Genomic DNA, 25,459 nt, shown 5'->3' on the forward strand with positions numbered 1-25,459 from the left:
CGTACGGTGAATCTGGGATTTCGTGCCGCTGCCGACTTGATCTCGGGAGTTCGAGCGCCGCCTGTTGTCAGTGGCGTTTGGTAAGAATGCAGGTGTGAGCAGCGAGAACGGGCAGGGGAGCGGCGGGGACCGCGGGGCCGAAGGGGCGCCGCCCGAGCAGCTTGCGTTGATTCGGGAGAGTGTGCGGCAGGCCAAGATCCCGCGGGCCAAGCCACGGACCTGGCGGGGGGCCGCGCTGGCCAAGGACCTGCCGGTCGCACGGGTGCTTGTCGACAAGGGTGTGCTGCATCTCGACCGGTACTTCGACTATGCCGTGCCCGAGGAACTCGATGCGGATGCCCAGCCCGGGGTGCGTGTCCGGGTCAGGTTCGGAGCCGGGCGGCATCGGGTGCGGGACGGGCGCCGTGAGGGCGGGGGGCTGATCGACGGGTTCCTCGTCGCGCGTCTGGCCGAATCCGACTACTCGGGGCCGTTGGCCGCACTCGCACAGGTCGTGTCGCCCGAGGTCGTGCTGAGCGAGGAACTGCTGTCGTTGGCTCGGGCTGTCGCCGACCGGTACGCGGGAAGCCTCGCCGACGTGCTGCAACTGGCCGTACCGCCTCGGAACTCTCGCGCGGAGAAGTCGGCCTCCCCGGCGGCCCTGCCGGCGGCCGGGGCGCCGGACCCCGGGTCCTGGGGGCGGTACGAGCGAGGGGGCGCGTTTCTCGAGGCGCTGGCCACCGGGGGCGCGCCGCGTGCCGTGTGGAACGCGCTGCCCGGGCCGCAGTGGAGCGAGGAGCTGGCGCGGGCCGTCGGAGCGACGCTCGCCTCCGGACGCGGGGCGCTCGTGGTCGTGCCGGACGGACGCGCCGTCGCGCGCGTCGACGCCGCTCTGACGTCTGTGCTGGGGGAGGGGCGGCACGCGGTGCTCACCGCCGACGCCGGGCCCGAGAAGCGGTACCGGGAGTGGCTCGCCGTGCGGCGGGGCTCCGTACGGGCCGTGGTCGGGACCCGGGCCGCCATGTTCGCGCCCGTCCCGGATCTGGGGCTGGTCGCGATCTGGGACGACGGCGACGACAGCCACAGTGAGCCGCATGCCCCGCAGCCACATGCCCGCGAAGTGCTGCTGCTGCGGGCCGCGCAGGACAAGTGCGCGTTTCTGCTGGGCAGTTGGAGCTGCACGGTGGAGGCCGCGCAGCTCGTCGAGAGCGGCTGGGCCCGGCCGCTGGTCGCCGGGCGGGATCAGGTGCGGGTGGCCGCCCCGCTCGTACGGACGGTGGGCGACGGGGATCTCGCGCGGGACGAGGCGGCCCGGGCTGCCCGGCTGCCGACCCTCGCCTGGCAGGCGGTGCGGGAGGGGCTGAAGCACGGACCGGTGCTGGTGCAGGTGCCCCGGCGGGGTTACGTACCGCGGCTGGCCTGCGCCCGGTGCCGGGAACCCGCTCGGTGCCGGCACTGCGTCGGGCCGCTGGAGGCGCGGGACGCCGGGGCGCCGTGGTGCGCGTGGTGCGGGCGGGAGGAGCCCGGTTGGCACTGCCCGGAGTGCGGGGGATTCCGGCTGCGTGCGCAGGTCGTCGGCGCGCGGCGGACCGCCGAGGAACTGGGCCGGGCGTTTCCGGCCGTGCCGGTGCGGACGTCCGGACGTGAGCATGTGCTGGACACGGTGCCGGGGGCACCCGCACTGGTCGTCAGCACGCCCGGCGCCGAGCCCGTCGCGGAGGGCGGGTACGCGGCTGCCCTGCTGCTGGACGGCTGGGCCATGCTCGGGCGGCCCGATCTGCGGGCCGGGGAGGACGCGTTGCGGCGGTGGATGGCGGCTGCGGCGCTGGTCCGGGGGCAGGGCGGCGGGCCGGGCGAGGGGGCGCCGGGGGGGACGGTCGTCGTGGTCGCCGAGCCCACCCTTCGGCCGGTGCAGGCGCTGGTGCGGTGGGATCCCGTAGGGCATGCCGTGCGGGAGCTCGCGGAGCGCGCAGAGCTGGGGTTTCCGCCGGTGTCCAGGATGGCGTCCGTGGCCGGAACCGCGGAGGCCGTCGCCGGATTCCTCGCTGGGGCCGAACTCCCGGGGGATGCCCAGGTGTTGGGGCCGGTGCCGTTGCCGGTCACGGCGGCGGGACGGCCCCGGCGGGCGGGGGCGCCGCCGCCGGGGGAGCACTGGGAGCGTGCGTTGGTCCGGGTGCCGCCGGGGAGTGGATCCGCGCTGGCCGCCGCGCTGAAGTCGGCCCAGGCCGCGCGGATGGCTCGGGCGGGGCGGGGCGGGGAGGAGAGCGTGTGGGTGCGGATCGATCCGCCCGACATCGGGTGAGAAGGGGGTGGGCGTCGGTCCGGACGCCTGCTGCGGCTGAGGCAGCGGGGTTCGCCCCCGTCGCCCCTTCCCGTCCCATCCTCGGGGGCTCTGCCCCCGAACCCCCGTATCGCGCTGAACGCGCTCGTCCTCAAACTCCCCCAGAGGGGGGACCCCCAGACGGGCTGGATATGCCTCTGCCCTCCCGGGTGGGGTGCGGGAGGGCAGAGGGCGGGGTGGGCGGTGGTTCGGGTCAGCCGTTGCGTGGGCCGGGGAACGCCGTGGGCCTCGGCTCGTCGCGGGGGAAGACGGTGGGCCTTGCCTCGTCGCGGAGGGTCGGGCTGCCCGCTGTCGGCTGGGTCGGCATCGAGCGGGCCGCGGGGACCGTCGGCACCGGGGGCATGACGGTGCCGACGCCGCTGACCGTGCCGACACCGACCGTGCGGCTTGCCGAGGTCTCCGTGGCGCGCTCGGCGTCGGCCGCCGCCTGGGCCGCGGCGCGGCGGGCGCCGTAGCGACGGTGGACGGCCTGCTTGGTGACCCCGAGTGCGGAGCCCACCGCGTCCCACGAGAAGCCGAGTGAGCGGTCGAAGTCCACGGCGGCCGTGACCAGGGTTTCGACGCTGTCCCGCAGTTCCTGGGCGAGGCGGACGGTCGGGGCGGGGGCACGCCCGTAGACGACGAAGCCCGTGGAGGGGCCGGAGCGGCGCGGGCGGTAGACGTTGCCCAACTGGGCGGTGAGGGTGCGCAGTGCGTCCACCTGCCGGCGGACCCGCTCGATGTCCCGCACCAGCAAGTGCAGGCTGGCCCGAGCCTGGGCGTCGTGGGTTGCGTGGTCGGCCATGAACAAGCCTCTCGAACCGGCGTTGAAAAGGATCGGGCCGCGCGATGTGCGGCTCGTCGTGGTCGACCCTTGTGGTCAACTCTTTCTTGACCAACGCGATTTTGCGTGACTGGTCACGCTGCGGGGGCGTAGGGGCATATGCGTACGCCCCCTGGAGTGCGGTCATAGACTGGTGCGCTGCCCGCAGAATCCCGTCCGAGAGGCCCACGCCCACCCATGAGGCTTGTCTTCGCTGGTACCCCTGAGGTCGCCGTTCCCGCTCTGGATGCCCTGATCGGGTCGGGACGGCATGAAGTGGTCGCCGTCGTCACGCGGCCCGACGCGCCCGCCGGGCGGGGACGCAGGCTGGTCGCCAGTCCCGTGGCCCAGCGGGCCGAGGAAGCCGGGATCGAGGTGCTGAAGCCCGCCAGGCCCAGGGACGAGGAGTTCCTCGCGAGGCTCCGGGAGATCGGGCCCGACTGCTGTCCCGTCGTCGCGTACGGGGCCCTGCTGCCCCGCGTCGCCCTCGACATCCCGGTCCACGGCTGGGTCAACCTGCACTTCTCGCTGCTGCCCGCCTGGCGTGGTGCCGCGCCCGTGCAGCACTCCGTCATGGCCGGCGACGAGATCACCGGCGCCTCCACCTTCCTCATCGAGGAGGGACTCGACTCCGGCCCCGTCTACGGCACGGTGACCGAGACGGTCCGGCCCACCGACACCAGCGGCGACCTGCTGACGCGGCTCGCCTTCGCCGGCTCCGGGCTGCTGGCGGCGACCATGGACGGTATCGAGGACGGCACCCTGAAGGCCGTACCGCAGCCCGCCGACGGCGTCACCCTCGCGCCGAAGATCCGCGTCGAGGACGCCCACGTCGACTGGTCCGTGCCCGCCCTGCGGGCCGACCGCGTCGTGCGCGGGTGCACCCCCGCCCCCGGTGCCTGGACCGTGTTCCGGGGCGAGCGGCTCAAGCTCATCCATGTCACGCCCGTGCCCGAGCGCACCGATCTCGCTCCCGGAGTGCTCTCCGTCGGCAAGAACAACGTGTACGTGGGCACCGGGTCGTACGCCGTCGAGCTGCTGTGGGTGCAGGCGCAGGGGAAGAAGCCGATGCGGGCCGCCGACTGGGCGCGAGGCGTGCGGATCGCCGACGGCGAGGTACTCGGGGCCTGAGTCCGCTCCCGGCCCGTCCCGTACCCGTGGCGGGACCGGGAGATCCGGGCCGGCCGGACACGACGTACGCTGGAAACCGCACCCCTTTTCCCATATCCGGAGCACCTTTTTCGTGAGCGAGCAGCCTCGTCGGCCCCACAAGCCCGGCAAGCCCTACCGTCGGCCCCAGAAGGACCCCGTCCGCATCCTCGCCTTCGAGGCGCTGCGAGCCGTGGACGAGCGGGACGCGTACGCCAACCTGGTGCTGCCGCCGCTGCTTCGCGCCGCCCGCGCGAAGGGGGACTTCGACGGGCGGGACGCGGCTCTCGCCACCGAGCTGGTGTACGGAACGCTGCGGCGGCAGGGGACCTACGACGCCGTCATCGGAGCGTGCGTGGACCGGCCGCTGCGCGAGGTCGATCCGCCGGTGCTCGATGTGCTGAGCCTCGGCGTGCACCAGCTCCTCGGGACACGCATCCCGACGCACGCCGCCGTGTCCGCCTCCGTCGAACTGGCCCGGGTCGTACTGGGCGACGGACGGGCCAAGTTCGTGAACGCCGTACTGCGCAAGGTCGCCCAGCACGATCTGGACGCCTGGATCGAGCGGGTCGCGCCGCCCTACGACGACGACCCCGAGGACCATCTCGCCGTCGTGCACTCACATCCACGGTGGGTCGTCTCCGCGCTGTGGGATTCGCTGGGGGGCGGGCGCGCCGGCATCGAGGAGCTGCTCGCCGCCGACAACGAGCGGCCCGAGGTCACCCTGGTCGCCCGGCCCGGGCGGGGCACCACCGAGGAGTTGCTCGGCGAGGAGGCCGCGGTTCCGGGGCGCTGGTCGCCCTTCGCCGTGCGGCTCGCCGAAGGCGGGGAACCCGGGGCCATCGAGGCAGTACGGGAGGGGCGCGCGGGCGTGCAGGACGAGGGCAGCCAGCTCGTCGCACTCGCTCTGGCCAACGCTCCGATCGACGGGCCGGACAAGGCCTGGCTCGACGGATGTGCCGGGCCCGGCGGCAAGGCGGCGCTGCTCGCCGCTCTCGCCGCGGGGCGGGGTGCGGTGCTGCTCGCCTCCGAGAAGCAGCCGCACCGGGCCGGGCTGGTCGCGAAGGCGCTGGCCGGCAATCCCGGTCCGTACCAGGTCGTCGTCGGGGACGGCACCCGGCCGCCGTGGCGGGCCGGCAGTTTCGACAGGGTGCTGATGGACGTGCCGTGCACCGGGCTCGGGGCGCTGCGCAGGCGTCCCGAGGCGCGCTGGCGGCGGCGCCCGGAGGACCTGGAGGGTTTCGCGCCGCTCCAGCGAGCGCTGCTGACGACCGCTCTGGAGTCGGTCCGGGTCGGCGGAGTCGTCGGCTACGCCACCTGCTCACCGCACCTCGCCGAGACCCGGGCCGTCGTCGACGACGTGCTCAAGCAGCGTCCGCAGACCGAACTCCTCGACGCCCGGCCGCTGTTCGAGGGCGTGACCGATCTCGGCGACGGTCCCGACGTACAGCTGTGGCCTCATCTGCACGGGACCGACGCCATGTATCTGGCCCTCATCCGCCGGACCGGGTGACCGCCGACGCCCCTGGACGTGCGAGGGTTCGAACGGCCGTGGGGAGGACGAGATCGATGCCGGTACTCAGGTCCCGGTGACCTCGGTCCGGTCGTCCGTGACCACGGCGTCCTCCCGTGCCCGCCGGTGTGGCCACCACACCTTCGGGCCGACGTCCAGGAACAGGGACGTGACCAGCACCGACCGGACCACGAACGTGTCCAGGAGCACGCCCAGGGCCACCGCGAAGCCGATCTCCGCGAACGCCACCATGGGCAGCGTGCCCAGGGCCGCGAACGTGCCGGCCAGGACCAGGCCCGCCGAGGTGATGACCGCGCCGGTCGCCGCCAGGCCCGTCACCACGCCCTTGCGGGTGCCCTGGCGGGCCGCCTCCTCGCGGATACGGGTGGTCAGGAAGATGTTGTAGTCGATGCCCAGCGCCACCAGGAACACGAAGACGAAGAGCGGGAAGTCCGTCGACTCGCCCGCGTAGTCGAACAGGTGACGGAAGGCGAGGGCGCTGATGCCCAGTGCCGCCGCGAAGGACAGCACCACCGTGCCGATCAGGAGCAGCGGGGCGATCAGGGCGCGGAGCAGGGCGCACAGGATCAGCAGGACGACCGCCAGGACCAGCGGGATGACCAGCAGGTTGTCGTGGGTCGTCGCCCTGTCCATGTCCAGCAGGGCCGCCGTACCACCGCCCACCCGGGCGTCCGCGTCCGGCACCGCGTGCACGGCGTCCCGGACCCGCTCCACGGTCTGCTTCGCGGCCTCGCTGTCGGCGGGGGCGGTCATCGTGGCCTCGAACAGCACCTTGCCCTCGAAGGAGGGTTTCGTGCCCGGCGGAAGGCCGAGCGAGGTCGGGACCACCCCTCGTGTCCCCGCGACGGCCCGGCTGACCTGCTGGGCCTGCGCCTGATCGCTGACGATGACGAGCGGATCGCCGCTGCCCGCCGGGAAGTAGCGTGCGGACACCTCCTGGCCGACGATCGAGTCGGGTTTGTCGGTGAAGGCGTCCGCGTTGCTCAGACCCTCGGCGCGCAGTTGCATCAGGCCGAACGAGCATGCGACCAGGGCGGCCGCCGTGATGCCCCAGATGGTGCGGGGGCGGGCGGCGATGCCCCGGCCCAGGCGGGCCCAGAGGCCGCGTTCGGTCGGGTCGGGCGAGCCGCTGTGCGGGATCACCGGCCAGAAGATCCACCGGCCGCAGATCACCAGCAGGGCGGGGAAGAGCGTCGTCATGGCCAGCAGCGCCACCGCCACACCGATCGCCGCCACCGGGCCCAGACCGCTGGTCGAGTTCATCTCGGCGGCCAGCAGCACCAGCATGCCGAGCACGACCGTCGCACCCGACGCGATGACGGCGGGGCCCGCGCGGTGCAGGGCGAGCGCCATCGCCTCGTGGCGATCCTCGTGGCGGCGCAACTCCTCCCGGTAACGGGCGACCAGGAGCAGGGCGTAGTCCGTCCCCGCGCCGAACACCAGCACGGTGAGAATGCCCGCGCTCTGGCCGTTCACCGTCAGGCCCGCGTGCTGGGCGAGGAAGTAGATCAGCGCCTGGGCGGTGAACAGGGCCGCGACCACGCCCAGCAGGGGGACGAGAATCAGGGTCGGGCTGCGATAGGTGAGCAGCAGCATCACGATGACGACGCCCATCGCCGAGATCAGCAGCGTGGAGTCGATGCCCTCGAAGGCCTTGGAGAAGTCCGCCGACGTGCCGCCGGGGCCCGTGATGTGCACGGCCATCCCGGCCGCGCCGGTTCCGGCGGCGGCCTTGATGGAGTCGACGGCGGGCGCGATCCGCTCCCAGCCCTTCTCGTCCATCGTGATGGGTACGAGGATCTGCGCGGCCCGCGGATCGGTGGCGCGGTCGAACACCGGGCCCCGGGTCTCCGCGCCCCGGATGCCGTGGTCCCGTAGCTTCGTCAGCCGCGCCCCGGCCTCGGTGATCCGGGCCCGGTCCGTCGGAGTGAGGCCGCTCTCGCGCGCGTAGACGACGATCGCGGGGATCTGCTCGGGCCTGAAGTCCTCGGAGAGATGGAGGACCTGGGTGGATTCGGCGGATCCCGGCAGCCAGGAGGCGGCGTCGTTGTCCTGCGCGTCGGTGAGCTTCTGGGCGAAGGGCCCGACCAGCACGAGCAGCACCAGCCACAGGGCCAGCACCAGCCACTTCGCCCGCCGTCCGCAGACGAGGTACGCGATCCCGCGGTGACTGTTCATACCCACCTCGCCTGTTCCCACCCAGGGGCGCGAGGACCTGCGCGACCCTCCGCGGACGCCCCGCGGACCACCCACCACCCAAGCCAGGACGGACCCGCACGCGCAACCCCCGGAGAGCATGGCAGTCTGGGGGCATGGCCGCGCAGATCAACCCCAGTATCCTGTCCGCCGACTTCGCCCGACTCGCCGAGGAGGCGAAGGCGGTCGAAGGGGCCGACTGGCTTCACGTCGATGTGATGGACAACCATTTCGTACCGAACCTCACGCTCGGTGTGCCGGTCGTAGAGTCCCTCGCCCGGGCGACGGACACCCCGCTGGACTGCCACCTGATGATCGAGGACCCCGATCGATGGGCGCCGCAGTACGTGGAAGCGGGGGCGGGTTCCGTCACCTTCCACGTCGAGGCCGCCGCCGCTCCGGTGCGGCTCGCCCGCGAGATCCGGGCGAAGGGCGCCCGTGCCTCCATGGCCCTCAAGCCCGCGACCCCGATCGAGCCGTACGAGGACCTGCTGCCCGAACTCGACATGTTGCTGATCATGACGGTCGAGCCGGGTTTCGGCGGTCAGGCGTTTCTCGACATCATGCTCCCCAAGATTCGCCGGACCCGCGAGTTGATCAGCAAGCACGGCCTTGAACTGTGGCTCCAGGTCGACGGGGGCGTCTCCGCCTCCACCATCGAGCGCTGCGCCGAGGCCGGCGCCGATGTCTTCGTCGCCGGATCGGCGGTCTACGGCGCCGCGGACCCGGCCGAGGCGGTACGTGCACTGCGCACCCAGGCGTCGACGGCGACCGCCGGAGCGTCCTGGGCGTGCGGCCACTGAGCCAAGGGAACGTGAACGACGTACTTCTGGGCAGATCAAGCACTCGGGATCTGACAGGATGAACGACGAATCCAGAATGTGAACAGCAGCGATGTGAAAAGCAGCGATGTGAAGAGCAGTGAGGAGATCGTCGTGTCGGGTATGTCGGCGGGCCGGTCAGCCATGCGGATGGGACCCGCTGAGCTGGTGCAGGCGGCGGCCATGGCCCGCCGTTTCTACCTTGAGGGCAAGTCCAAGATCCAGATCGCCGAGGAGTTCGGCGTGAGCCGCTTCAAGGTGGCCCGGGTTCTGGAGACCGCTCTCGAACGGGATCTGGTGCGGATCGAGATCCGTGTCCCGGCCGAACTGGACGCCGAACGCTCGGACGCGCTGCGCGCCCGGTACGGCCTCAGGCACGCGGTCGTGGTCGAGTCCCCGGCCGATGCGGAGGAGTCGCCCGATCCCGAGAACCTCGGTGAGGTGGCCGCCGATCTGCTCGGCGAACTGGTGAACGAAGGCGATGTGCTGGGCCTCGCCTGGGGCCGGTCGACCATCCACATGGCGGCGGCCCTCGACCGGCTGCCGCCCTGCACGGTGGTCCAGTTGACGGGTGTGTACGACGCCGGAACCGCCGAGCGCGGATCCGTCGAGGCGGTCCGCCGCGCGGCCCAGGTGTCAGGCGGCGACGCCCACCCCATTTACGCCCCGATGCTGCTGCCCGACGCGGCGACCGCCGCCGCGCTGCGCAGCCAGACCGGGATCGCGCGGGCCTTCGAGTACTTCGACAAGGTCACGGTCGCCTGCGTCTCCATCGGCTCCTGGGAGGCCGGTATCTCGACGGTGCACGACATGCTCAGCGACGAGGAACGCAGCCACTACGCGTCCCTGGGTGTCGCCGCCGAGATGTCCGCGCACCTCTTCGACACCGAGGGGCGCCGCGTCGGTCGTGACCTCGGCGAGCGGTGCATCACCGTCAAGACGGACCAGCTGCGCCGGGTTCCCGAGGTCGTCGCGATCGCGGGCGGGCAGCGCAAGGCCGCGGCGATCGACGCGGTGCTGCGCTCCGGGCTGGTCACCAGCCTGGTCACGGACACCTCGGCGGCGGACTACCTGATGACGGCGGGCCCGACGCCGAAGCCGGCGCTCAACAGGGCGGACCCGGACGGGATCTGACGGTCCGACGGTCCGACGAGACGACCGGTGCCCGGGTTCCCTTCGGAGCCCGGGCACCGCGCTGTCCGGTTCGAAGAGGCGCGCTCAGTCCTCCTCCCCGCCCTCCGCGTCCACGTGCGGCAGGATCCGGTCGAGCCACTCCGGCGTCCACCAGGCGTGACTGCCGAGCAGCGTCATGACCGCCGGCACCAGCAGCAGCCGTACGACCGTCGCGTCGATGAGCACGCTCACGGCGAGCCCCAGGCCCAGCATCTTCACCACCACGTTGTCGCTCACCACGAACGCGGCGAAGACGCTCACCATGATCAGGGCCGCGCAGGTGATCACCCGGGCGGTGATCTCCAGAGCGTGGGCCACGGAGGCCTTCGCGTCTCCGGTGCGCAGCCAGGCCTCGTGGACGCGGGAGAGCAGGAAGATCTCGTAGTCCATGCTGAGCCCGAAGATGATCGCGAACATCATCATCGGCACATAGCTCTCGATGGGCACCTTGCCGTGCACCCCGAGCGCGGGCCCGCCCCAGCCCCACTGGAAGACGGCCACGACGACACCGTACGAGGCCGCGATCGACAGGACGTTGAGGACGGCCGCCTTCAGCGCCACCAGCAGGCCCCGGAAGACGGCCAGGATGATCAGGAAGGCGAGGGCCACGACCACGCCGATGATCAGCGGGAGGCGGCTGGAGACGATGTCACGGAAGTCGACCTGGGCGGCGGTCGTGCCGGTGACATAGCCGTGGGCCGCCGTTCCGGAGACGGCCTCGGGCAGTGTCGTGTCGACCAGGCGGTTCGTCAGGTCGGTCGTGGTCTCGCTCTGCGGCGACTCCTTGGAGTAGACCGTGCCGATCAGGACGTCCCCGTCCTTGGTCGCGGTGAGCGCGGTGGCGGTGGCGGCGCCCGGTACGCCCGTCAGCGCCTTGGACGCCTTCGAGGCGAGGTCGGAGCGCTGGTCGGCGGGCACCTTCGTCTGGTCGATGACGACGGTCAGCGGACCGTTGGCGCCGGGCCCGAACGACTGCGCGATGATGTCGTAGGCCCGCCGGTCCGTGAACGACTTCGGATCGGCGCCGTCGCCGATGTGGCCGAGTTGGATGGACAGCACCGGGATCGCCAGCACCAGCACCGTCACGACCCCGCCGGCCAGGAACCACCAGGGGCGTCGCTCGACGCGCTGCGCGTACCGGTGCCAGGTGCCGTGTCCCTCGGCCACGTCGTCGTCGGCGGCCTCGGCGATCGGACGGCGCACCCGGTAGCGGTCGACACGGTGGCCGATGAGCCCCAGCAGCGCCGGGACCAGGGTCAGGGCGCCCGCGACCGCGGAGACCACGGTGACGGCGGCTGCCACGCCCAGCAGGCCGATGAAGGACACCCCGGAGACGGACAGCCCGGCCAGCGCGACGATCACCGTGCACCCGGAGACCAGGACGGCCCGTCCGCTGGTGGCGTTGGCCCGCCCCGCCGCCCGGACCGGATCGTCGCCGTTCATCAGGTTCTGCCGGTGCCGGGTGATCAGGAACAGCGCGTAGTCGATGCCCACGCCGAGGCCGATCATCGTGGCCAGGGTGGGGGAGACCGTGGCGAAGGTGAACGCCGCCGCGAGCAGCCCGAGGCAGGCCAGGCCCCCGATCACGCTGATCAGCGCGGTCAGCAGGGGCAGTCCGGCGGCGAGCACGCTGCCGAAGCCGACCAGCAGGACGACGATCGCCACCGCGAACCCGATCAGCTCGCTGACCCGGTCGTCGGCGTGGGGCCTGGCCAGCTCGCCCAGCGGGCCGCCGTACTCGACCGTCACTCCGGCCGAGCGCAGCGGCTGCACCGAGTCGTCGACGCCGTGGAGGTAGTCGTCCGTGAGGGTGGAGGGCTGGACGTCGAAGCGGATGGTGACGTAGCCGGTCTTCCCGTCGGAGGAGAGCGGGCCGACCGCCTGCTTGCCGGTGGACTGGGGCTGCGTACCCGGCGGTGGCAGGGGGTTCTGCACGGACAGGACGTGCGGGAGTTTCTGCAGGTCGGTGACCGTCTGGGACATCTGCGTGGACACCGAGGTCAGGGGCTTGGAGGTGTCCCGCAGCACGATCTGGCTGCCGTAGCCGCCGGCCGCCGGATCGTGCTTCTTCAGCACGTCCAGACCGTCCTGCGACTGGACCCCGGACAGGGAGAAGTTGTCCGAGTAGTCACCGCCGAAGGAACGGTTGAGCACCTGGAGCGCGGCGAGCGCGACCAGCCAGGCGACGATGACGATCACGAAGTGCCGGGCACACCACTCGCCCAGCCGCCGCAGTCTCCCGCGGTTGTCCTTGTGTCCCCCCGATGCTGCTGGCGTTGCTGTCGGCGATGACATTCGCGGCTCCCGCCGGAGACTGGCTGGTCACCTTTCATTGAACGACTCGCCGATCATCGTGTCCTGTTGGGAGGCCGCCACCCGGCCTGTCGTTGTCATGTCGCGGCGCGGTGGGATCTACTACAGCGATGATCACTCCGACGCTTCGCCGCCCCGCACGGCGGTACTGAGATGACCGTCGACCATCCGCTCGCCCGGGTGCTCGCCGGCGGCGCGCCCGCCGGTGTCCTGTCCTGGCCCGCCGCCCTGCCCGCCGAGCACGCGCTCGAAGCCGCCCGCGAGGCCGGCTGGGAGACCGCCGACCTCGACCTCGCCGACGTCACGGACAAGGCCGGGCTGATGACGGCCTGTGCCACCGTGCTGCGCTTCCCGGACTGGTTCGGCGCGAACTGGGACGCCCTGGCGGACAGCCTCGGCGACCTGGAGTGGTGGCCCGCGAGCCGGGGCCGGCTCCTCCTCGTCCGGAACTGGCAGGCGTACGCGGCGGCCCGGCCGGAGGAGTGGAACACCCTCCAGGAGATCTTCGCCGACGCCGCCGCGAGCTGGCGGGAGACGGAGACGGGACTCGCGGTGGTGATGGTGCTCGCCTGAACAAGCCTGTGGTGGGATGCCACGAGTTGCCCTACGGCCCGTCTGGACGATCCGACCAGGCGGTTTCAGGTCACGGGCATGGGACAATGAGGTACGTGCTCTTCCCCCTGGCTGTCCTGTCCGGGGGCCACCTCTGATCGACCGGGATGTGCAGCACGTGCGTTTCCTCAATGACATCCAGCCCCCGTACGACCTGACGTACGACGACGTCTTCATGGTCCCGAGCCGTTCCGCCGTGGGTTCCCGGCAGGCCGTCGACCTCAGCTCCCCGGACGGCACGGGTACGACGATCCCGCTGGTCGTCGCCAACATGACCGCCATCGCGGGCCGTCGGATGGCCGAGACGGTCGCGCGGCGCGGCGGGCTGGTCGTCATCCCGCAGGACATCCCGATCGAGGTCGTCACCGACGTCGTCTCCTGGGTGAAGAGCCGTCACCTCGTGCTCGACACGCCGATCGTGCTCGCCCCCCACCAGACCGTCGCCGACGCTCTCGCCCTGCTGCCCAAGCGGGCGCACAACGCGGGAGTGGTCGTCGACGCCGAGCAGCGTCCGGTCGGTGTGGTCACCGACGCCGACCTGTCCGGTGTGGACCGCTTCACCCAGCTCTCCGAGGTCATGTCGAAGGACCTGCTGCTCCTCGACGCCGGCATCGACCCGGGCGAGGCCTTCAACCGCCTCGACGGCGCCAACCGCCGTTACGCGCCCGCCGTCGACGCCGACGGCAGGCTTGCCGGCATCCTCACCCGCAAGGGCGCCCTGCGTGCCACCCTCTACACGCCGGCCACGGATGTGAACGGGAAGCTGCGGATCGCCGCCGCCGTCGGCATCAACGGCGATGTGGCCGGAAAGGCGCAGCAACTGCTCGACGCGGGCGTCGACACGCTCGTCATCGACACCGCGCACGGTCACCAGGAGTCGATGCTCAGCGCCGTCAAGCTGGTCCGCGACCTCCACCCGCACGTTCCGATCGTCGCCGGCAACATCGTGGCCGCCGAGGGCGTCAAGGATCTGATCGAGGCGGGCGCCGACATCATCAAGGTCGGCGTCGGACCGGGCGCCATGTGCACCACCCGCATGATGACGGGCGTGGGCCGGCCGCAGTTCTCGGCGGTCCTGGAGTGCGCGGCCGAGGCGAAGAAGTACGGCAAGCACGTGTGGGCGGACGGCGGCGTACGCCACCCCCGCGACGTCGCGATGGCGCTGGCCGCCGGTGCGTCCAACGTGATGGTCGGCTCCTGGTTCGCGGGGACGTACGAGTCCCCGGGCGACCTTCAGCAGGACGCCGCCGGGCACCTGTACAAGGAGTCGTTCGGCATGGCGTCGGCGCGTGCGGTACGCAACCGTACGTCGGAGGAGTCGGCGTACGACCGGGCCCGCAAGGCCCTGTTCGAGGAGGGCATCTCGACGTCCCGGATGTTCCTCGACCCGGCTCGTCCCGGCGTCGAGGACCTGATCGACTCGATCATCGCCGGTGTTCGGTCCTCCTGCACCTATGCCGGTGCCAACTCCCTCGAGGAGTTCGCCGAGAAGGCCATCGTGGGCGTCCAGAGCGCGGCCGGTTACGCGGAGGGCAAGCCTCTCCACGCCAGCTGGAGCTGACCCGACCGTGCTGAACGATCTCGACGAACGTATCGTGCACGCCCTGGCCGAGGACGCGCGCCGCTCCTATGCGGACATCGGGCAGCTGGTCGGGCTGTCCGCGCCGGCGGTGAAGCGGCGCGTGGACCGGTTGCGGGACAGCGGGGCGATCACCGGGTTCACCGTGCGGGTGGATCCGGCGGCGCTCGGGTGGGAGACGGAGGGGTTCGTCGAGATCTACTGCCGGCGGAACACCTCGCCGGAGACGATTCGGCGGGGGCTGGAGCGGTACCAGGAGGTGGTGGCCGCGTCCACCGTGACGGGGGAGGCGGATGCGGTGGTGCAGGTGTTCGCCTCCGACATGCGGCACTTCGAGCGGGTGCTTGAGCGGATCGCGGGGGAGCCGTTCGTCGAGCGGACGAAGTCCGTGTTGGTGCTGTCGCCGTTGCTGCGGAGGTTTTCTTCCGGGTCGCCTACGTAGGTGCCTCTTGCGGGTTCGTGGCGGGTGCGGGTTCGTCGTGGCTTGTCGCGCAGTTCCCCGCGCCCCTTACCGGCACTGCCCACAACCCCGTTTGCAGGTCACCCCCTACTCGGCTGGCTTTCTGGCCAGGGCGTTGTTCGCTATCGAGTTGTGGACGCTGAAGCTCACCGCGTCGCCCCGGTAGCGGTCGTCGGACCACTCGACCGGGCGGCCCTCCCTCGTCGTCGTCACGCGGCGGACCCGCAGGAGGGGGCTCGTGCGGCGGATGTCCAGGAGTTCGGCGTCCTGGGCGCCCGCCGCCACCGCGTCTATGACGTGTTCGCCGTATGCGAAGACCAGGCCCGTGTCCTCGAAGAGGCGCTGGGTGACCGAGGGGCAGTCCGGTTCGATGGGTTCCACGGACGGGGCGATCCAGTCGGCGTAGACCGTGCGCTCCAGGAGGACCGGTTCGCCGTCCAGGCCGCGCACGCGCAGGACGTGCAACACCTTGGTCTTCTCGCGGAGTTGGAGGCGGATCGCGTCCTCCGTCGTCGCCCGGCGGTACTCCTGGTGCACCACCTGGCCCGTCGCCTCCCGGCCCATCGCGCGGGCCCACTGGGCGAAGCTGCGCAGTTCCTCGAAGGTCTGGCTGCGGCGGCTGGCCAGGACCACCCGCCGGGCGCCCTGGCGGGAGCCGATGAGGCCCTCGGCGGTCAGGGCCGCCACCGCCTGGCGGATCGTGCCGCGGGCCACGCCGTAGTGGGCGGCGAGTTCTGTTTCCGGCGGAAGACGGCTGCCGACCGTGTACTGCTCGCGGTCGATCGCCCGGCGCAACTCGTCGGCGATCTCCTCGTGTCGCGCCGTCATGCTTCCCCTCCGGGTTTGTGGCTGTGCACAGGGTGACCAGCCTAATCGACATCCACGGCCCGTCCACGGGCGGCGAGAGTGTGCAGGAAATCGGTGGCCAGGGTTTCGCCAGTGTTCACGAGGGCGATACCACCGGAAGGCGTACTGAAGTCAACTTGTTCAGACAAGTTCTCCGCACCACCTCAACCCTCGTGCGTACCCCTGGAGAGACCGTGACCGTGACCCTGCCGAGAACAGCCGTCCGTGGCGGCGCCCTCGCCGTTGTCGCCGCGCTCGCCCTGAGCGCCTGCGGCGCCGCCCCCGACGACACGTCGACCACCGCGAACGGCAAGAGCGCGGCCACCGCGACCTCGGCCGCCGACTTCGGTGGCATGGCCAAACTGGTCACCGCCGCCAAGAAGGAGGGCACGCTGCACGCCATCGCGCTGCCCCGCGACTGGGCCAACTACGGCGCTCTGATCGACGGTTTCCAGAAGAAGTACGGCATCAAGATCGAGGTCGAGAACCCCGACGGGGCGAGTCAGGACGAGATCAACGCCGTCACCTCCCGCAAGGGGCAGGACCGGGCACCGGACGTTCTCGACCTCGGCAGCTCGTTCGCGCTGAGCGCCGCCCAGCAGGGGCTCCTCGCGCCCTACAAGGTCGCCTCCTTCGCCGACATCCCCGAGGGGCAGAAGGACCCGGAGGGGCGCTGGTTCAACGACTACGGCGGCTACATATCCATCGGGTGCGACGCCAAGCGGGTGAAGACCTGTCCCACCTCCTTCGCCGATCTGCTGAAGCCCCAGTACAAGGGCCAGGTCGCCCTCAACGGCAACCCCACCAAGTCCGGCTCGGCCTTCGCCGGTGTCTGGGCGGCCTCGCTCGCCAGCGGTGGATCCTTCGACGACATCCAGCCCGGCCTCGACTTCTTCGCCAAGCTGAAGAAGAACGGCAACTACACGCCCGTCGAGTCGACCCCGGCAACCGTCGAGAAGGGCGAGACGCCCATCAGCATCGACTGGGACTACCTCAACGCCGGTTACGCCGACGAGTTCAAGTCCAAGGGTGTCGACTGGACGGTGTCGGTGCCCAGCGACGGCGAGTTCTCCCAGTTCTACTCCCAGGCCATCAACAAGGACGCCCCGCACCCGGCCGCCGCCCGGCTGTGGCAGGAGTACCTGTACAGCGCCGAGGGACAGAACCTCTGGCTCAAGGGGTACGCCCGGCCGGCCCTGATGACCGCCATGGAGAAGGCCGGCACCCTCGACACGGCCGCCGCGGCCAAGCTGCCCAAGGTCTCCGGCACACCGTCCTTCCCGACCGAGGCCCAGCAGGCCAAGGCCAAGACCGTGCTGGCCCAGGGCTGGGGCAAGGCCGTCTCCGGATGACCGCCACCCTCACGCGGGTCGACGTGGCGCCCGCCGCTTCCCTGAAGCGGCGGCGCCGCGCCCCGGGCTGGCTCGCCGTACTGCCGCTGCTCGTCTTCGTGGCGGTCGCCTTCGGAGTGCCCGCCCTGGCCATGCTGAACGGTGCCTTCACCGCCAAGAACCAGGCCACCGGCGCCACTTCGTACACCACGGCCAATCTGACCGACTCCCTCCAGGGGGCCTATCTCACGGCCCTGCTCGGCAGCGTCAAGCTGTCCGCCGTGTCGGCGCTCATCGCGACCGTGCTCGGACTGCTGCTCGCGCAGGCCGTGGTGACCTCCCGGTTCCGGGCGCTGCGCGAGGCCGTACTCACCGCCTCCGGGGTCCTCGCCAACTTCGGCGGGGTGCCGCTGGCCTTCGCCTTCGTGGCCACCCTCGGCAACTCCGGTGTGCTGACACGGCACTTGGGGCTGACGGAGAAAGGCTGGAGTCTCTACAGCTTCTGGGGACTGGTGATCGTCTACCTCTACTTCCTGATTCCGCTGATGGTCCTCACGATCACCCCCGCGCTCGACGGACTCCGGTCCCAGTGGCGTGAGGCCGCGCGGAACAACGGGGCCACCAACGTCCAGTACTGGCAGCACGTCGGCCTGCCCGTGCTGCTGCCCTCGCTGCTCGGCGGGTTCGTGCTCCTCTTCGGCAGCGCCTTCGCCGCGTACGCCACCGCCGCCGCCATGGTGGGCAGTTCGATCCCGCTGGTCACCCTCCAGATCGCCGACGCCATCTCCGGCAACGTGCTGGTGGGCCAGGAGAACGTGGCGCTCGCCCTCAGCCTCGACATGGTCCTGATCGCGGGCCTCGTCATGGCCGTGTACCTGCCCCTGCAACGGAGGAGCGCGCGATGGCTCGCCTGAACCTGTGGCGTGGGGTGGTACTCACCGGAGCCGCGGTCTACTTCCTCGTCCCGCTCGCCGCCTCCGTGATCTTCACGGTCGACGTACCGGGCCAGGGCGTCACCTTCGACGCCTACAGCCAGATCGTCGGCGCCGACGGCTTCCTTTCCGGCCTGACGCTGTCCCTCGAACTCGCCGCCGCCACCATCGCCGTGGTCCTGCTGCTGATGGTGCCCGCGATGGTCGCTCTGCGGCTCGGCGCGCCCCGGCTGCGGCCGGTCGTCGAGGTGATCTGCTCGCTGCCTCTGGTGGTCCCGCCGATCGCGTTCGTCGCCGGGATCTCGACCGTCCTCAAATGGGGGCCGGAACACCTCTCCCGTACGCCCCTGTTCCAGACGTTCGTCGCCATCCAGAACCCCGACTTCCCCGTCGTCCTCGTCCTCGCCTACGTCGTGATGGCGCTGCCCTTCGTCCACCGGGCACTGGACGCCGGGCTGCGGGCGATCGACGTCCGTACGCTGGTCGAGGCCGCCCGCAGCTGCGGTGCGAGCCCGAGGCAGGCGCTGGTGACGGCCGTGCTGCCCAACCTGCGCGGGGCGTTGCTCCACGCCTCCTTCCTCACCCTGGCCCTGGTGCTGGGCGAGTTCACCGTGGCCCAGCTGCTCGGCTTCCAGCCGTTCGCCGTGTGGATCTACAGCGTCGGCGGCTCGCAGGCCCAGCTGTCCGTCGCCGTCTCCGTGCTCAGCCTGTTCGTCACCTGGGCCCTCCTCCTCGCGCTCGCCGGGCTCGGCGGGCATACCCGAACCGCCGCCGCCAAGGGATGAACAACATGACGCTCGACAAGGCCGCCACCGTCGAATTCCGTGGCCTGCGCAGGGAGTTCGGCCCGACCGTCGCCCTCGACGGACTGGACCTCGCCGTACGGCCGGGTGAACTGCTCGCGCTGCTCGGTCCCTCCGGCTGCGGCAAGACCACCGCGCTTCGTATGCTCGCCGGGTTCGAACACCCCGACTCCGGCGAGGTGTTGGTCGACGGGGAGGACGTCACCCAGGTCCCGGCACACCGCCGGGACGCCGGGATGGTCTTCCAGTCGTACAGCCTCTTCCCGCACCTCAGCGCCCTCGACAACGTGGCCTTCGGACTGCGGATGCGCAAGGTGCGTACGTCCGAACGGCGCGCCCGCGCGGCCGAGTTGCTCGACCTCGTGGGCCTCGCCGACAAGGGTGAGAGGTTTCCGCACCAGCTCTCCGGCGGCCAGCAGCAACGCGTCGCGCTGGCCCGCGCGCTCGCCCTGCGCCCGCGTGTACTGCTGCTCGACGAGCCGCTGTCGGCGCTGGACGCCAAGGTACGGCTGAACCTGCGCGAGGAGATCAGGCGGCTGCAACAGGAACTCGGCATCACCACCCTGTTCGTGACGCACGATCAGGAGGAGGCGCTGTCCATGGCCGACCGGGTCGCCGTGATGCACTCCGGGCGGCTCGAACAGTGCGCCGCCCCTGCCGAGTTGTACGGCCGGCCCGCCACCGCATTCGTGGCCGAGTTCGTCGGCACGATGAGCCGGATTCCGGGGCGGCTGGACGCCGGCTCGGTCGAGGTGCTCGGGCAGCGGCTCCCGGTCGACGGTGAGGCGCCGGCCGCCGCCGAGGTCGACGTACTGGTCCGGCCCGAGGCGGTGCGGGTCGGCGCCGACGCGGGGGGTGACGCGCGGGTGGTGGCCACGGCCTTCCTCGGCGCGGTCACCCGGATCACCGTAAGGCTCGTGGACGGCACGGAGGTGAAGGCCGACCTGCCCGCGCACGAGGCCGTCACGCTGGGCGCGGGAACGGCGGTACACGTGTCGTTGCCGGAGCGGCCGGTGCTGGTGGCAGAGCGCGCCAACCGCCCGTAGTGAACAAGGATTTGCGAGAGAGAGAAACGTGACCCCCCACATCCCCCGTACCTCCGACACCTCCGGCCTGCCACAACTCCAGCTCCAGGCAGCCCTGTTCGACATGGACGGCACGCTCGTCGACACCGAGCGGCTGTGGTGGGAGGCGGTGGAACAGGTCGCCGGGAGACCGCTGACCGAGGCGGACCAGCCCGATGTGCTCGGTCGGCCGGTCGAGCACACCGCCGACTGGCTGGCCGCCGCCACGGGGGTGGAGCCCGGCCGCCTCGCCGCCGAACTGCACCGCGAGTTCGCGGTGCGCGTCCGCACCGGCATCGTGCCCCGCCCCGGCGCCCTCGACCTGCTCGACGCGCTCGCCGAGGCCGGCATACCCACCGCCCTGGTCACCGCCTCCCCCAGGGCAGTCGCCGACACCGTACTCAAAGCGCTCGGCGCCTCCCGTTTCGCGGTCTCCGTCACCGCCGACGACACCGAACACACCAAGCCCGCCCCCGATCCGTACCTCGCCGCCTGCCACGCCCTGGGCGTCGACCCGGCCGCCTGCGTGGCCGTCGAGGACACCGAGACCGGCGTCACCTCGGCCGAGGCGGCCGGCTGCGCGGTGCTCGCCGTTCCCTCACTCGCGCCGATCGAGGCGGCGCCCGGCCGGACGGTGCTGACCAGCCTGGCCGGGGTCACCGTGGCGCGGCTCGACGCCATGGTCGCCCCCGAGCGACAGCTCCGGGTTATGAGCTGGAACCTGTGGCTGGGCGGTACGAAGATCGACGACCACCGTGCGAAGCAGCTCAAGGTCATCGCCGAGACGGGCGCCGACGTCGTCGGTCTTCAGGAGACCGCCGGCACCTCCGCCCGGGAACTGGCGGAGGCGCTCGGCTGGTACCACCACCAGGCGGGCCCGAACCTGGGTGTCATCAGCCGGTATCCGATCACCGCGTACCACGGTGACCCGGACGTCGGCTTCTACGGGGCGACCGGGGTACGCGTCCGGCTGGACGCGGGGCAGGAGGTCGACGTCTGGAGCGCCCACCTCGACTGCGCGCCGTACGGGCCTTACGAGGTCCACTTCAACGGGCTTCCGGCGGATGAGGTGATCGGCAAGGAGGCGGGGCGGCTGGAGCGGATGCGGGAGATCCTGCGGCGGACCGGAGCTGCGTCCGCGGACGCCGCCTCCACCCGGGTCGTGCCCGTCGTGCTCGTCGGGGACTTCAACACTCCGTCGCATCTGGACTGGCCCGGGGTGGAGTGGCCGGTGACGAAGGCGGCGCGGGAGGCGGGGCTGCGGGACTCGTACCGGGAGGTGCATCCGGACCCGGTCCGGGAGCCCGGTCACACCTGGTCGCCGATCCACGTCGAGCATGAGGACGGGAGTGGTCGGCCCGAGCCGCAGGACCGGATCGACTTCGTGCTGTACGGGGGGAGGGGGTTGAGGGTGCTGGATTCCCGGGTGGTGGTGAGCGGGGCGGTGCATGCGTGGCCCGAGGTGGCCGGCAATGTCTGGCCTTCGGACCACGCGGCGGTACTGACCACGTTCGGGCTCCGGTAGAGGTTTTTCCTCGCCCCCGCCGCCCCTACCCGTCCCGTCCCGTTCCTGGGGGCTGCGCCCCCAGACCCCCCTTTCGCGCTGAACGCGCTCGTCCTCAAACGCCGGACGGGCTGAAAGATCAAGCCCCGGCCGGCACCACCAGCCCGTCCGGCGTTTGAGGACAAGGCCCGTTCAGGGCCGACGCGGGGGTTCGGGGGCGCAGCCCCCGAGGATGGGACGGGTAGGGGCGGCGGGGGCGGAACAACGAATCGTCGCCTCGCCCCCGCTTCACGCAACAATTCGCCTGTCAGCGCGCAACAGCTGCTCCTTGTACCGCCGTGCCCACCCCCCGTACCGTCTATCTGGCCCCCAACCCCCCTTAAGCCCCTGCAAGGACCCCGCATGCGCACCGCCCTGCTCCAGAGCTCCGGCCGCCCCGGCTCCCCCGCCGGGAACCTCAAGGCGCTCGACGAGGCCGCGGGCCGGGCGGCCGGGGCGGGCGCGGCGCTGCTGGCCGCGCCGGAGATGTTCCTCACCGGGTACGCGATCGGCGACGCCATCGCCCACCTCGCCGAGCCGGCCGACGGCGACTCCGCCGACGCGGTCGCCGAGATCGCCACGCGGCACGGCCTCGCCATCGCCTACGGCTACCCCGAGCGAGCCGGCGACCAGGTCTTCAACTCCGCGCAGATCGTCTCCGCCACCGGTGACCGTCTCGCCAACTACCGCAAGACCCACCTCTTCGGCTGCTTCGAGCGCGACCACTTCACACCGGGCGAGCAGCCCGTCGTACAGGCCGAACTGGACGGTCTCCGGATCGGCCTGATGATCTGTTACGACGTCGAGTTCCCGGAGAACGTCCGCGCCCACGCCCTCGCGGGCACCGACCTCCTCCTGGTCCCGACGGCGCAGATGCACCCCTTCCCGTTCGTCGCCGAGTCCGTCGTCCCGGTGCGGGCCTTCGAGAACCAGCTGTACGTCGCCTACGTCAACCGGGTAGGCCAGGAAGGGGAGTTCGACTTCGTCGGGCTCTCCACGCTCGCCGGTCCCGACGGAGTCGCCCGCACCCGGGCCGGCCGCGGCGAGGAACTCCTCCTCGCCGACGTCGACCCCGTTCTCCTCGCCGCCTCCCGCGAGGCGAACCCGTATCTCCAGGACCGGCGTCCCGGCCTGTACGGCTCCCTCGGCTGAGCCTCCCCCGTTTTTTTCCGTACCCCCTTCACCTGCTTCACCCCGCAAGGAGTCCGTACCCCATGACGTCCACGGTGCCCACCGCCGTCCAGCACGCCGACGCGCAGCAGCCGCCGATCACCATGTTCGGGCCGGACTTCCCCTACGCCTACGACGACTTCCTCGCCCACCCGGCCGGTCTCGGGCAGATTCCCGCGACCGAGCACGGCACCGAGGTGGCCGTCATCGGCGGCGGGCTGTCGGGGATCATCGCCGCGTACGAGCTGATGAAGATGGGCCTCAGGCCTGTGGTGTACGAGGCCGATCAGATCGGCGGACGGCTGCGGACCGTCGGCTTCGACGGCTGCGACCCCTCCCTCACCGCCGAGATGGGCGCGATGCGCTTCCCGCCCTCCTCCACCGCCCTCCAGCACTACATCGACCTGGTGGACCTGGAGACCCGGCCGTTCCCCAACCCCCTCGCGGAGTGCACCCCTTCGACCGTCGTCGACCTCAAGGGCGAGTCGCACTACGCGGAGACGGTCGACGATCTGCCGCAGGTCTACCGAGATGTCGCCGAGGCCTGGAACACGTGTCTCGAAGAGGGCGCCGACTTCTCCGACATGAACCGGGCCCTGCGGGAGCGGGACGTGCCGCGCATCCGGGAGATCTGGGCCCGGCTCGTCGAGAAGCTCGACAACCAGACCTTCTACGGGTTCCTCTGCGACTCCGAGGCCTTCAAGTCGTTCCGGCACCGCGAGATCTTCGGCCAGGTCGGCTTCGGCACGGGCGGCTGGGACACCGACTTCCCCAACTCGATCCTGGAGATCCTGCGGGTCGTCTACACCGAGGCCGACGACCACCACCGGGGCATCGTGGGCGGCAGTCAGCAACTGCCGCTGCGGCTCTGGGAACGCGAGCCCGGGAAGATCGTCCACTGGCCGTACGGGACCTCCCTCGCGTCCCTGCACGTGAACGGCGTACCGCGTCCGGCCGTGACCCGCCTCCACCGCACGGCCGGCAACCGGATCACCGTCACCGACGCGGACGGCGACATCCGTACGTACCCGGCGGCCGTCTTCACCGCCCAGTCCTGGATGCTGCTCTCGAAGATCGACTGCGACGACTCGCTCTTCCCGATCGACCACTGGACCGCCATCGAACGCACCCACTACATGGAGTCCAGCAAGCTCTTCGTGCCCGTCGACCGGCCCTTCTGGCTCGACAGGGCCGTCGACGACAGGGGAGTTCCGACCGGCCGGGACGTCATGTCGATGACCCTCACCGACCGTATGACACGCGGGACCTACCTCCTCGACGACGGCCCGGACAAACCTGCCGTCATCTGCCTCTCGTACACCTGGTGCGACGACAGCCTCAAGTGGCTGCCGTTGTCGGCGAACGAGCGGATGGAGGTCATGCTGAAGTCGCTCGGCGAGATCTATCCGAAGGTCGACATCAGGAAGCACGTGATCGGCAGCCCGGTCACCGTGTCCTGGGAGAACGAGCCCTACTTCATGGGCGCGTTCAAGGCCAACCTGCCCGGCCACTACCGTTACCAGCGGCGCCTGTTCACACACTTCATGCAGGACCGGCTGCCCGTCGACAAGCGGGGCGTCTTCCTCGCCGGTGACGACATCTCCTGGACGGCCGGCTGGGCCGAGGGCGCCGTCCAGACCGCGCTCAACGCGGTCTGGGGCGTCATGCACCACTTCGGCGGGACCACCGATCCGACCAACCCGGGCCCCGGTGACGTGTACGACGAGATCGCGCCCGTCGAACTCCCCGAGGACTGAGGAGCGGGAAGGCGCGGTGCGGGTCGTTCAGATCCCGGCCGCCCGTGCCGCCTCGTACAGCTCGGCTGCCAGGTCCTTGAGTTCGGCGGCGTCCCTCGGGGCGTCGCCGAAGTCGAAGAAGAACTCGTCGAGACCGCCGATCTCGGCATGGGCGGCGAGGTCCGTCACGATCTGGTCGACGCTGCCCTGGAAGGGCCGGCGGTCGGCGCCGTCGTACGCCTTCGCCGTGTAGGCGGGGTTCACCCGCACCGCCGTCTCGATCGGCCTCGTACGGCCCTTCTCGGCGGCGAAGTCCTGCACCTGCTGCCACTGCGTGGCGAGTTGCTCGACGCCCATGGCTATCGGGTTCCAGCCGTCGCCGCGTTCGACGAGGCGGGTCAGCGACTTCTTGCTGAAGGCGGGGAGGAATATCGGTATCGGCCGGGCGGGTTTGGGACCGACGACGGCCGACGGGACCTTCGTCAGGCGGCCGTCGTACTGGACCGGGTCCGGGCCCCAGACCGCCCGGCACACGTCGAGGATCTCGTCCAGGACCCGGCCGCGCTCGGCGAACGGGGCGACCCCGGCGGCGGCGTACTCGTCGAGGGACCAGCCGGTGCCCAGCCCCGCCACCACCCGGCCGCCGCTCGCCGCGTCCAAGGTGCCCAGGGTGCGGGCCAGTTGGAAGGGGCCGTGCAGCGGGGCGACCAGCACGCTGGTGCCCAGACGGGCGCGCTCGGTGGCCGCGGCGGCCAGTGTCAGGGTCACCAGCGGTTCGGCGAGACCGCGGTACGAATCGGGCCAGGGGACGCCCTCCATGCCGTACAGGCCCTGGGTCGCGGGCTCCGGAAACAGGGCGCGTTCGAACACCCACAGGCTCTCGTAGCCGATCTGTTCGGCCGTGCGTGCCACGTCCGGCACGTCCCGTCCGATGTCGTACTGGTGTGACTGCGGAAGACCCAGACCCAGACGGACGGTCATGCGCGTTCTCCTTCGCGGCTTCGCAAGAGATTCCGGACCTCGAACGTACAACGTTCACCTACTGATGTCGGAGGCCCTGCGCGGGAGTGGCCGG

General features: G+C 71.3%; 20 protein-coding genes. 15 read left to right on the forward strand and 5 right to left on the reverse strand.

Features of this window, described 5'->3' with window-relative positions; all coding sequences use genetic code 11:
• The first annotated feature begins 94 nt into the window (after positions 1-94).
• Positions 95-2,281, forward strand: a complete 2,187-nt coding sequence (locus PV734_RS05945) for a primosomal protein N' (protein WP_319288880.1) — start codon at positions 95-97, stop codon at positions 2,279-2,281.
• Between the two features lie 232 nt (positions 2,282-2,513).
• On the opposite strand, the gene PV734_RS05950 is transcribed toward PV734_RS05945, so the two are convergent.
• A complete protein-coding gene (locus PV734_RS05950) occupies positions 2,514-3,104 on the reverse strand; it encodes a hypothetical protein (RefSeq protein ID WP_319288881.1) in 591 nt (196 codons plus the stop codon).
• A gap of 216 nt (positions 3,105-3,320) precedes the next feature.
• Here PV734_RS05950 and fmt point away from each other — a divergent pair, with 216 nt between their 5' ends.
• Positions 3,321-4,253, forward strand: coding sequence for a methionyl-tRNA formyltransferase (gene fmt, locus PV734_RS05955; RefSeq protein WP_319093962.1), 933 nt, complete (start codon positions 3,321-3,323; stop codon positions 4,251-4,253).
• Positions 4,254-4,365: 112 nt separating this feature from the next.
• Entirely contained in the window at positions 4,366-5,784 is a 1,419-nt protein-coding gene (locus PV734_RS05960; RefSeq protein ID WP_319093961.1) for an RsmB/NOP family class I SAM-dependent RNA methyltransferase, read from the forward strand.
• Between the two features lie 66 nt (positions 5,785-5,850).
• On the opposite strand, the gene PV734_RS05965 is transcribed toward PV734_RS05960, so the two are convergent.
• Entirely contained in the window at positions 5,851-7,983 is a 2,133-nt protein-coding gene (locus tag PV734_RS05965; protein WP_319093960.1) for an MMPL family transporter, read from the reverse strand.
• Between the two features lie 134 nt (positions 7,984-8,117).
• On the opposite strand from PV734_RS05965, the gene rpe reads away from it, so the two are divergent.
• Together rpe and PV734_RS05975 are read left to right on the forward strand one after the other, a co-directional pair.
• Complete coding sequence (gene rpe, locus PV734_RS05970) at positions 8,118-8,804, forward strand: ribulose-phosphate 3-epimerase (protein WP_319093959.1); 687 nt, start codon at positions 8,118-8,120, stop codon at positions 8,802-8,804.
• A gap of 108 nt (positions 8,805-8,912) precedes the next feature.
• On the forward strand, positions 8,913-9,956 hold the full coding sequence (locus PV734_RS05975; protein WP_044473733.1) for a sugar-binding transcriptional regulator: 1,044 nt from the start codon (positions 8,913-8,915) through the stop codon (positions 9,954-9,956).
• An 84-nt stretch (positions 9,957-10,040) separates the two neighbouring features.
• Here the strand turns inward: PV734_RS05975 and PV734_RS05980 are convergent, their stop codons facing one another.
• Entirely contained in the window at positions 10,041-12,290 is a 2,250-nt protein-coding gene (locus PV734_RS05980; protein ID WP_319093958.1) for an MMPL family transporter, read from the reverse strand.
• Between the two features lie 171 nt (positions 12,291-12,461).
• Here PV734_RS05980 and PV734_RS05985 point away from each other — a divergent pair, with 171 nt between their 5' ends.
• The 3 genes from PV734_RS05985 (at position 12,462) to PV734_RS05995 (ending at position 14,941) form a co-directional block, all read left to right on the forward strand.
• Positions 12,462-12,881, forward strand: a complete 420-nt coding sequence (locus PV734_RS05985; RefSeq protein WP_319093957.1) for a barstar family protein — start codon at positions 12,462-12,464, stop codon at positions 12,879-12,881.
• A 157-nt stretch (positions 12,882-13,038) separates the two neighbouring features.
• Positions 13,039-14,481, forward strand: coding sequence for a GuaB1 family IMP dehydrogenase-related protein (locus PV734_RS05990; protein ID WP_319093956.1), 1,443 nt, complete (start codon positions 13,039-13,041; stop codon positions 14,479-14,481).
• Positions 14,482-14,488: 7 nt separating this feature from the next.
• Complete coding sequence (locus tag PV734_RS05995; RefSeq protein WP_319093955.1) at positions 14,489-14,941, forward strand: Lrp/AsnC family transcriptional regulator; 453 nt, start codon at positions 14,489-14,491, stop codon at positions 14,939-14,941.
• 105 nt (positions 14,942-15,046) lie between these two features.
• On the opposite strand, the gene PV734_RS06000 is transcribed toward PV734_RS05995, so the two are convergent.
• On the reverse strand, positions 15,047-15,787 hold the full coding sequence (locus PV734_RS06000; protein WP_319093954.1) for a GntR family transcriptional regulator: 741 nt from the start codon (positions 15,785-15,787) through the stop codon (positions 15,047-15,049).
• A 212-nt stretch (positions 15,788-15,999) separates the two neighbouring features.
• On the opposite strand from PV734_RS06000, the gene PV734_RS06005 reads away from it, so the two are divergent.
• The 7 genes from PV734_RS06005 to PV734_RS06035 all read left to right on the forward strand — a co-directional run bounded on the left by PV734_RS06005 (position 16,000) and on the right by PV734_RS06035 (position 24,405).
• Positions 16,000-17,157, forward strand: coding sequence for an ABC transporter substrate-binding protein (locus PV734_RS06005; RefSeq protein WP_319093953.1), 1,158 nt, complete (start codon positions 16,000-16,002; stop codon positions 17,155-17,157).
• Positions 17,154-18,050, forward strand: a complete 897-nt coding sequence (locus PV734_RS06010; RefSeq protein WP_319093952.1) for an ABC transporter permease — start codon at positions 17,154-17,156, stop codon at positions 18,048-18,050. The genes PV734_RS06005 and PV734_RS06010 overlap by 4 nt, the downstream gene beginning before the upstream one ends.
• Positions 18,038-18,853, forward strand: coding sequence for an ABC transporter permease (locus PV734_RS06015; protein ID WP_319093951.1), 816 nt, complete (start codon positions 18,038-18,040; stop codon positions 18,851-18,853). Before PV734_RS06010 ends, PV734_RS06015 begins: the two co-directional genes overlap by 13 nt.
• Positions 18,854-18,858: 5 nt before the next feature.
• Positions 18,859-19,917 (forward strand): ABC transporter ATP-binding protein, encoded by a 1,059-nt coding sequence (locus PV734_RS06020; protein WP_319093950.1) that lies wholly within the window; start codon positions 18,859-18,861, stop codon positions 19,915-19,917.
• A 28-nt stretch (positions 19,918-19,945) separates the two neighbouring features.
• Positions 19,946-21,460, forward strand: coding sequence for an HAD-IA family hydrolase (locus tag PV734_RS06025; RefSeq protein ID WP_415924153.1), 1,515 nt, complete (start codon positions 19,946-19,948; stop codon positions 21,458-21,460).
• Positions 21,461-21,841: 381 nt separating this feature from the next.
• Positions 21,842-22,630, forward strand: coding sequence for a carbon-nitrogen hydrolase family protein (locus PV734_RS06030; protein WP_319288882.1), 789 nt, complete (start codon positions 21,842-21,844; stop codon positions 22,628-22,630).
• A 62-nt stretch (positions 22,631-22,692) separates the two neighbouring features.
• Complete coding sequence (locus PV734_RS06035) at positions 22,693-24,405, forward strand: NAD(P)/FAD-dependent oxidoreductase (RefSeq protein WP_319288883.1); 1,713 nt, start codon at positions 22,693-22,695, stop codon at positions 24,403-24,405.
• A 27-nt stretch (positions 24,406-24,432) separates the two neighbouring features.
• Here PV734_RS06035 and PV734_RS06040 read toward each other — a convergent pair whose 3' ends face one another.
• On the reverse strand, positions 24,433-25,365 hold the full coding sequence (locus tag PV734_RS06040; RefSeq protein ID WP_319288884.1) for an LLM class F420-dependent oxidoreductase: 933 nt from the start codon (positions 25,363-25,365) through the stop codon (positions 24,433-24,435).
• Positions 25,366-25,459: the final 94 nt, after the last annotated feature.

It is taken from the genome of Streptomyces sp. AK08-02 (genome assembly GCF_033795085.1).
GTDB lineage: Bacteria > Actinomycetota > Actinomycetes > Streptomycetales > Streptomycetaceae > Streptomyces > Streptomyces echiniscabiei.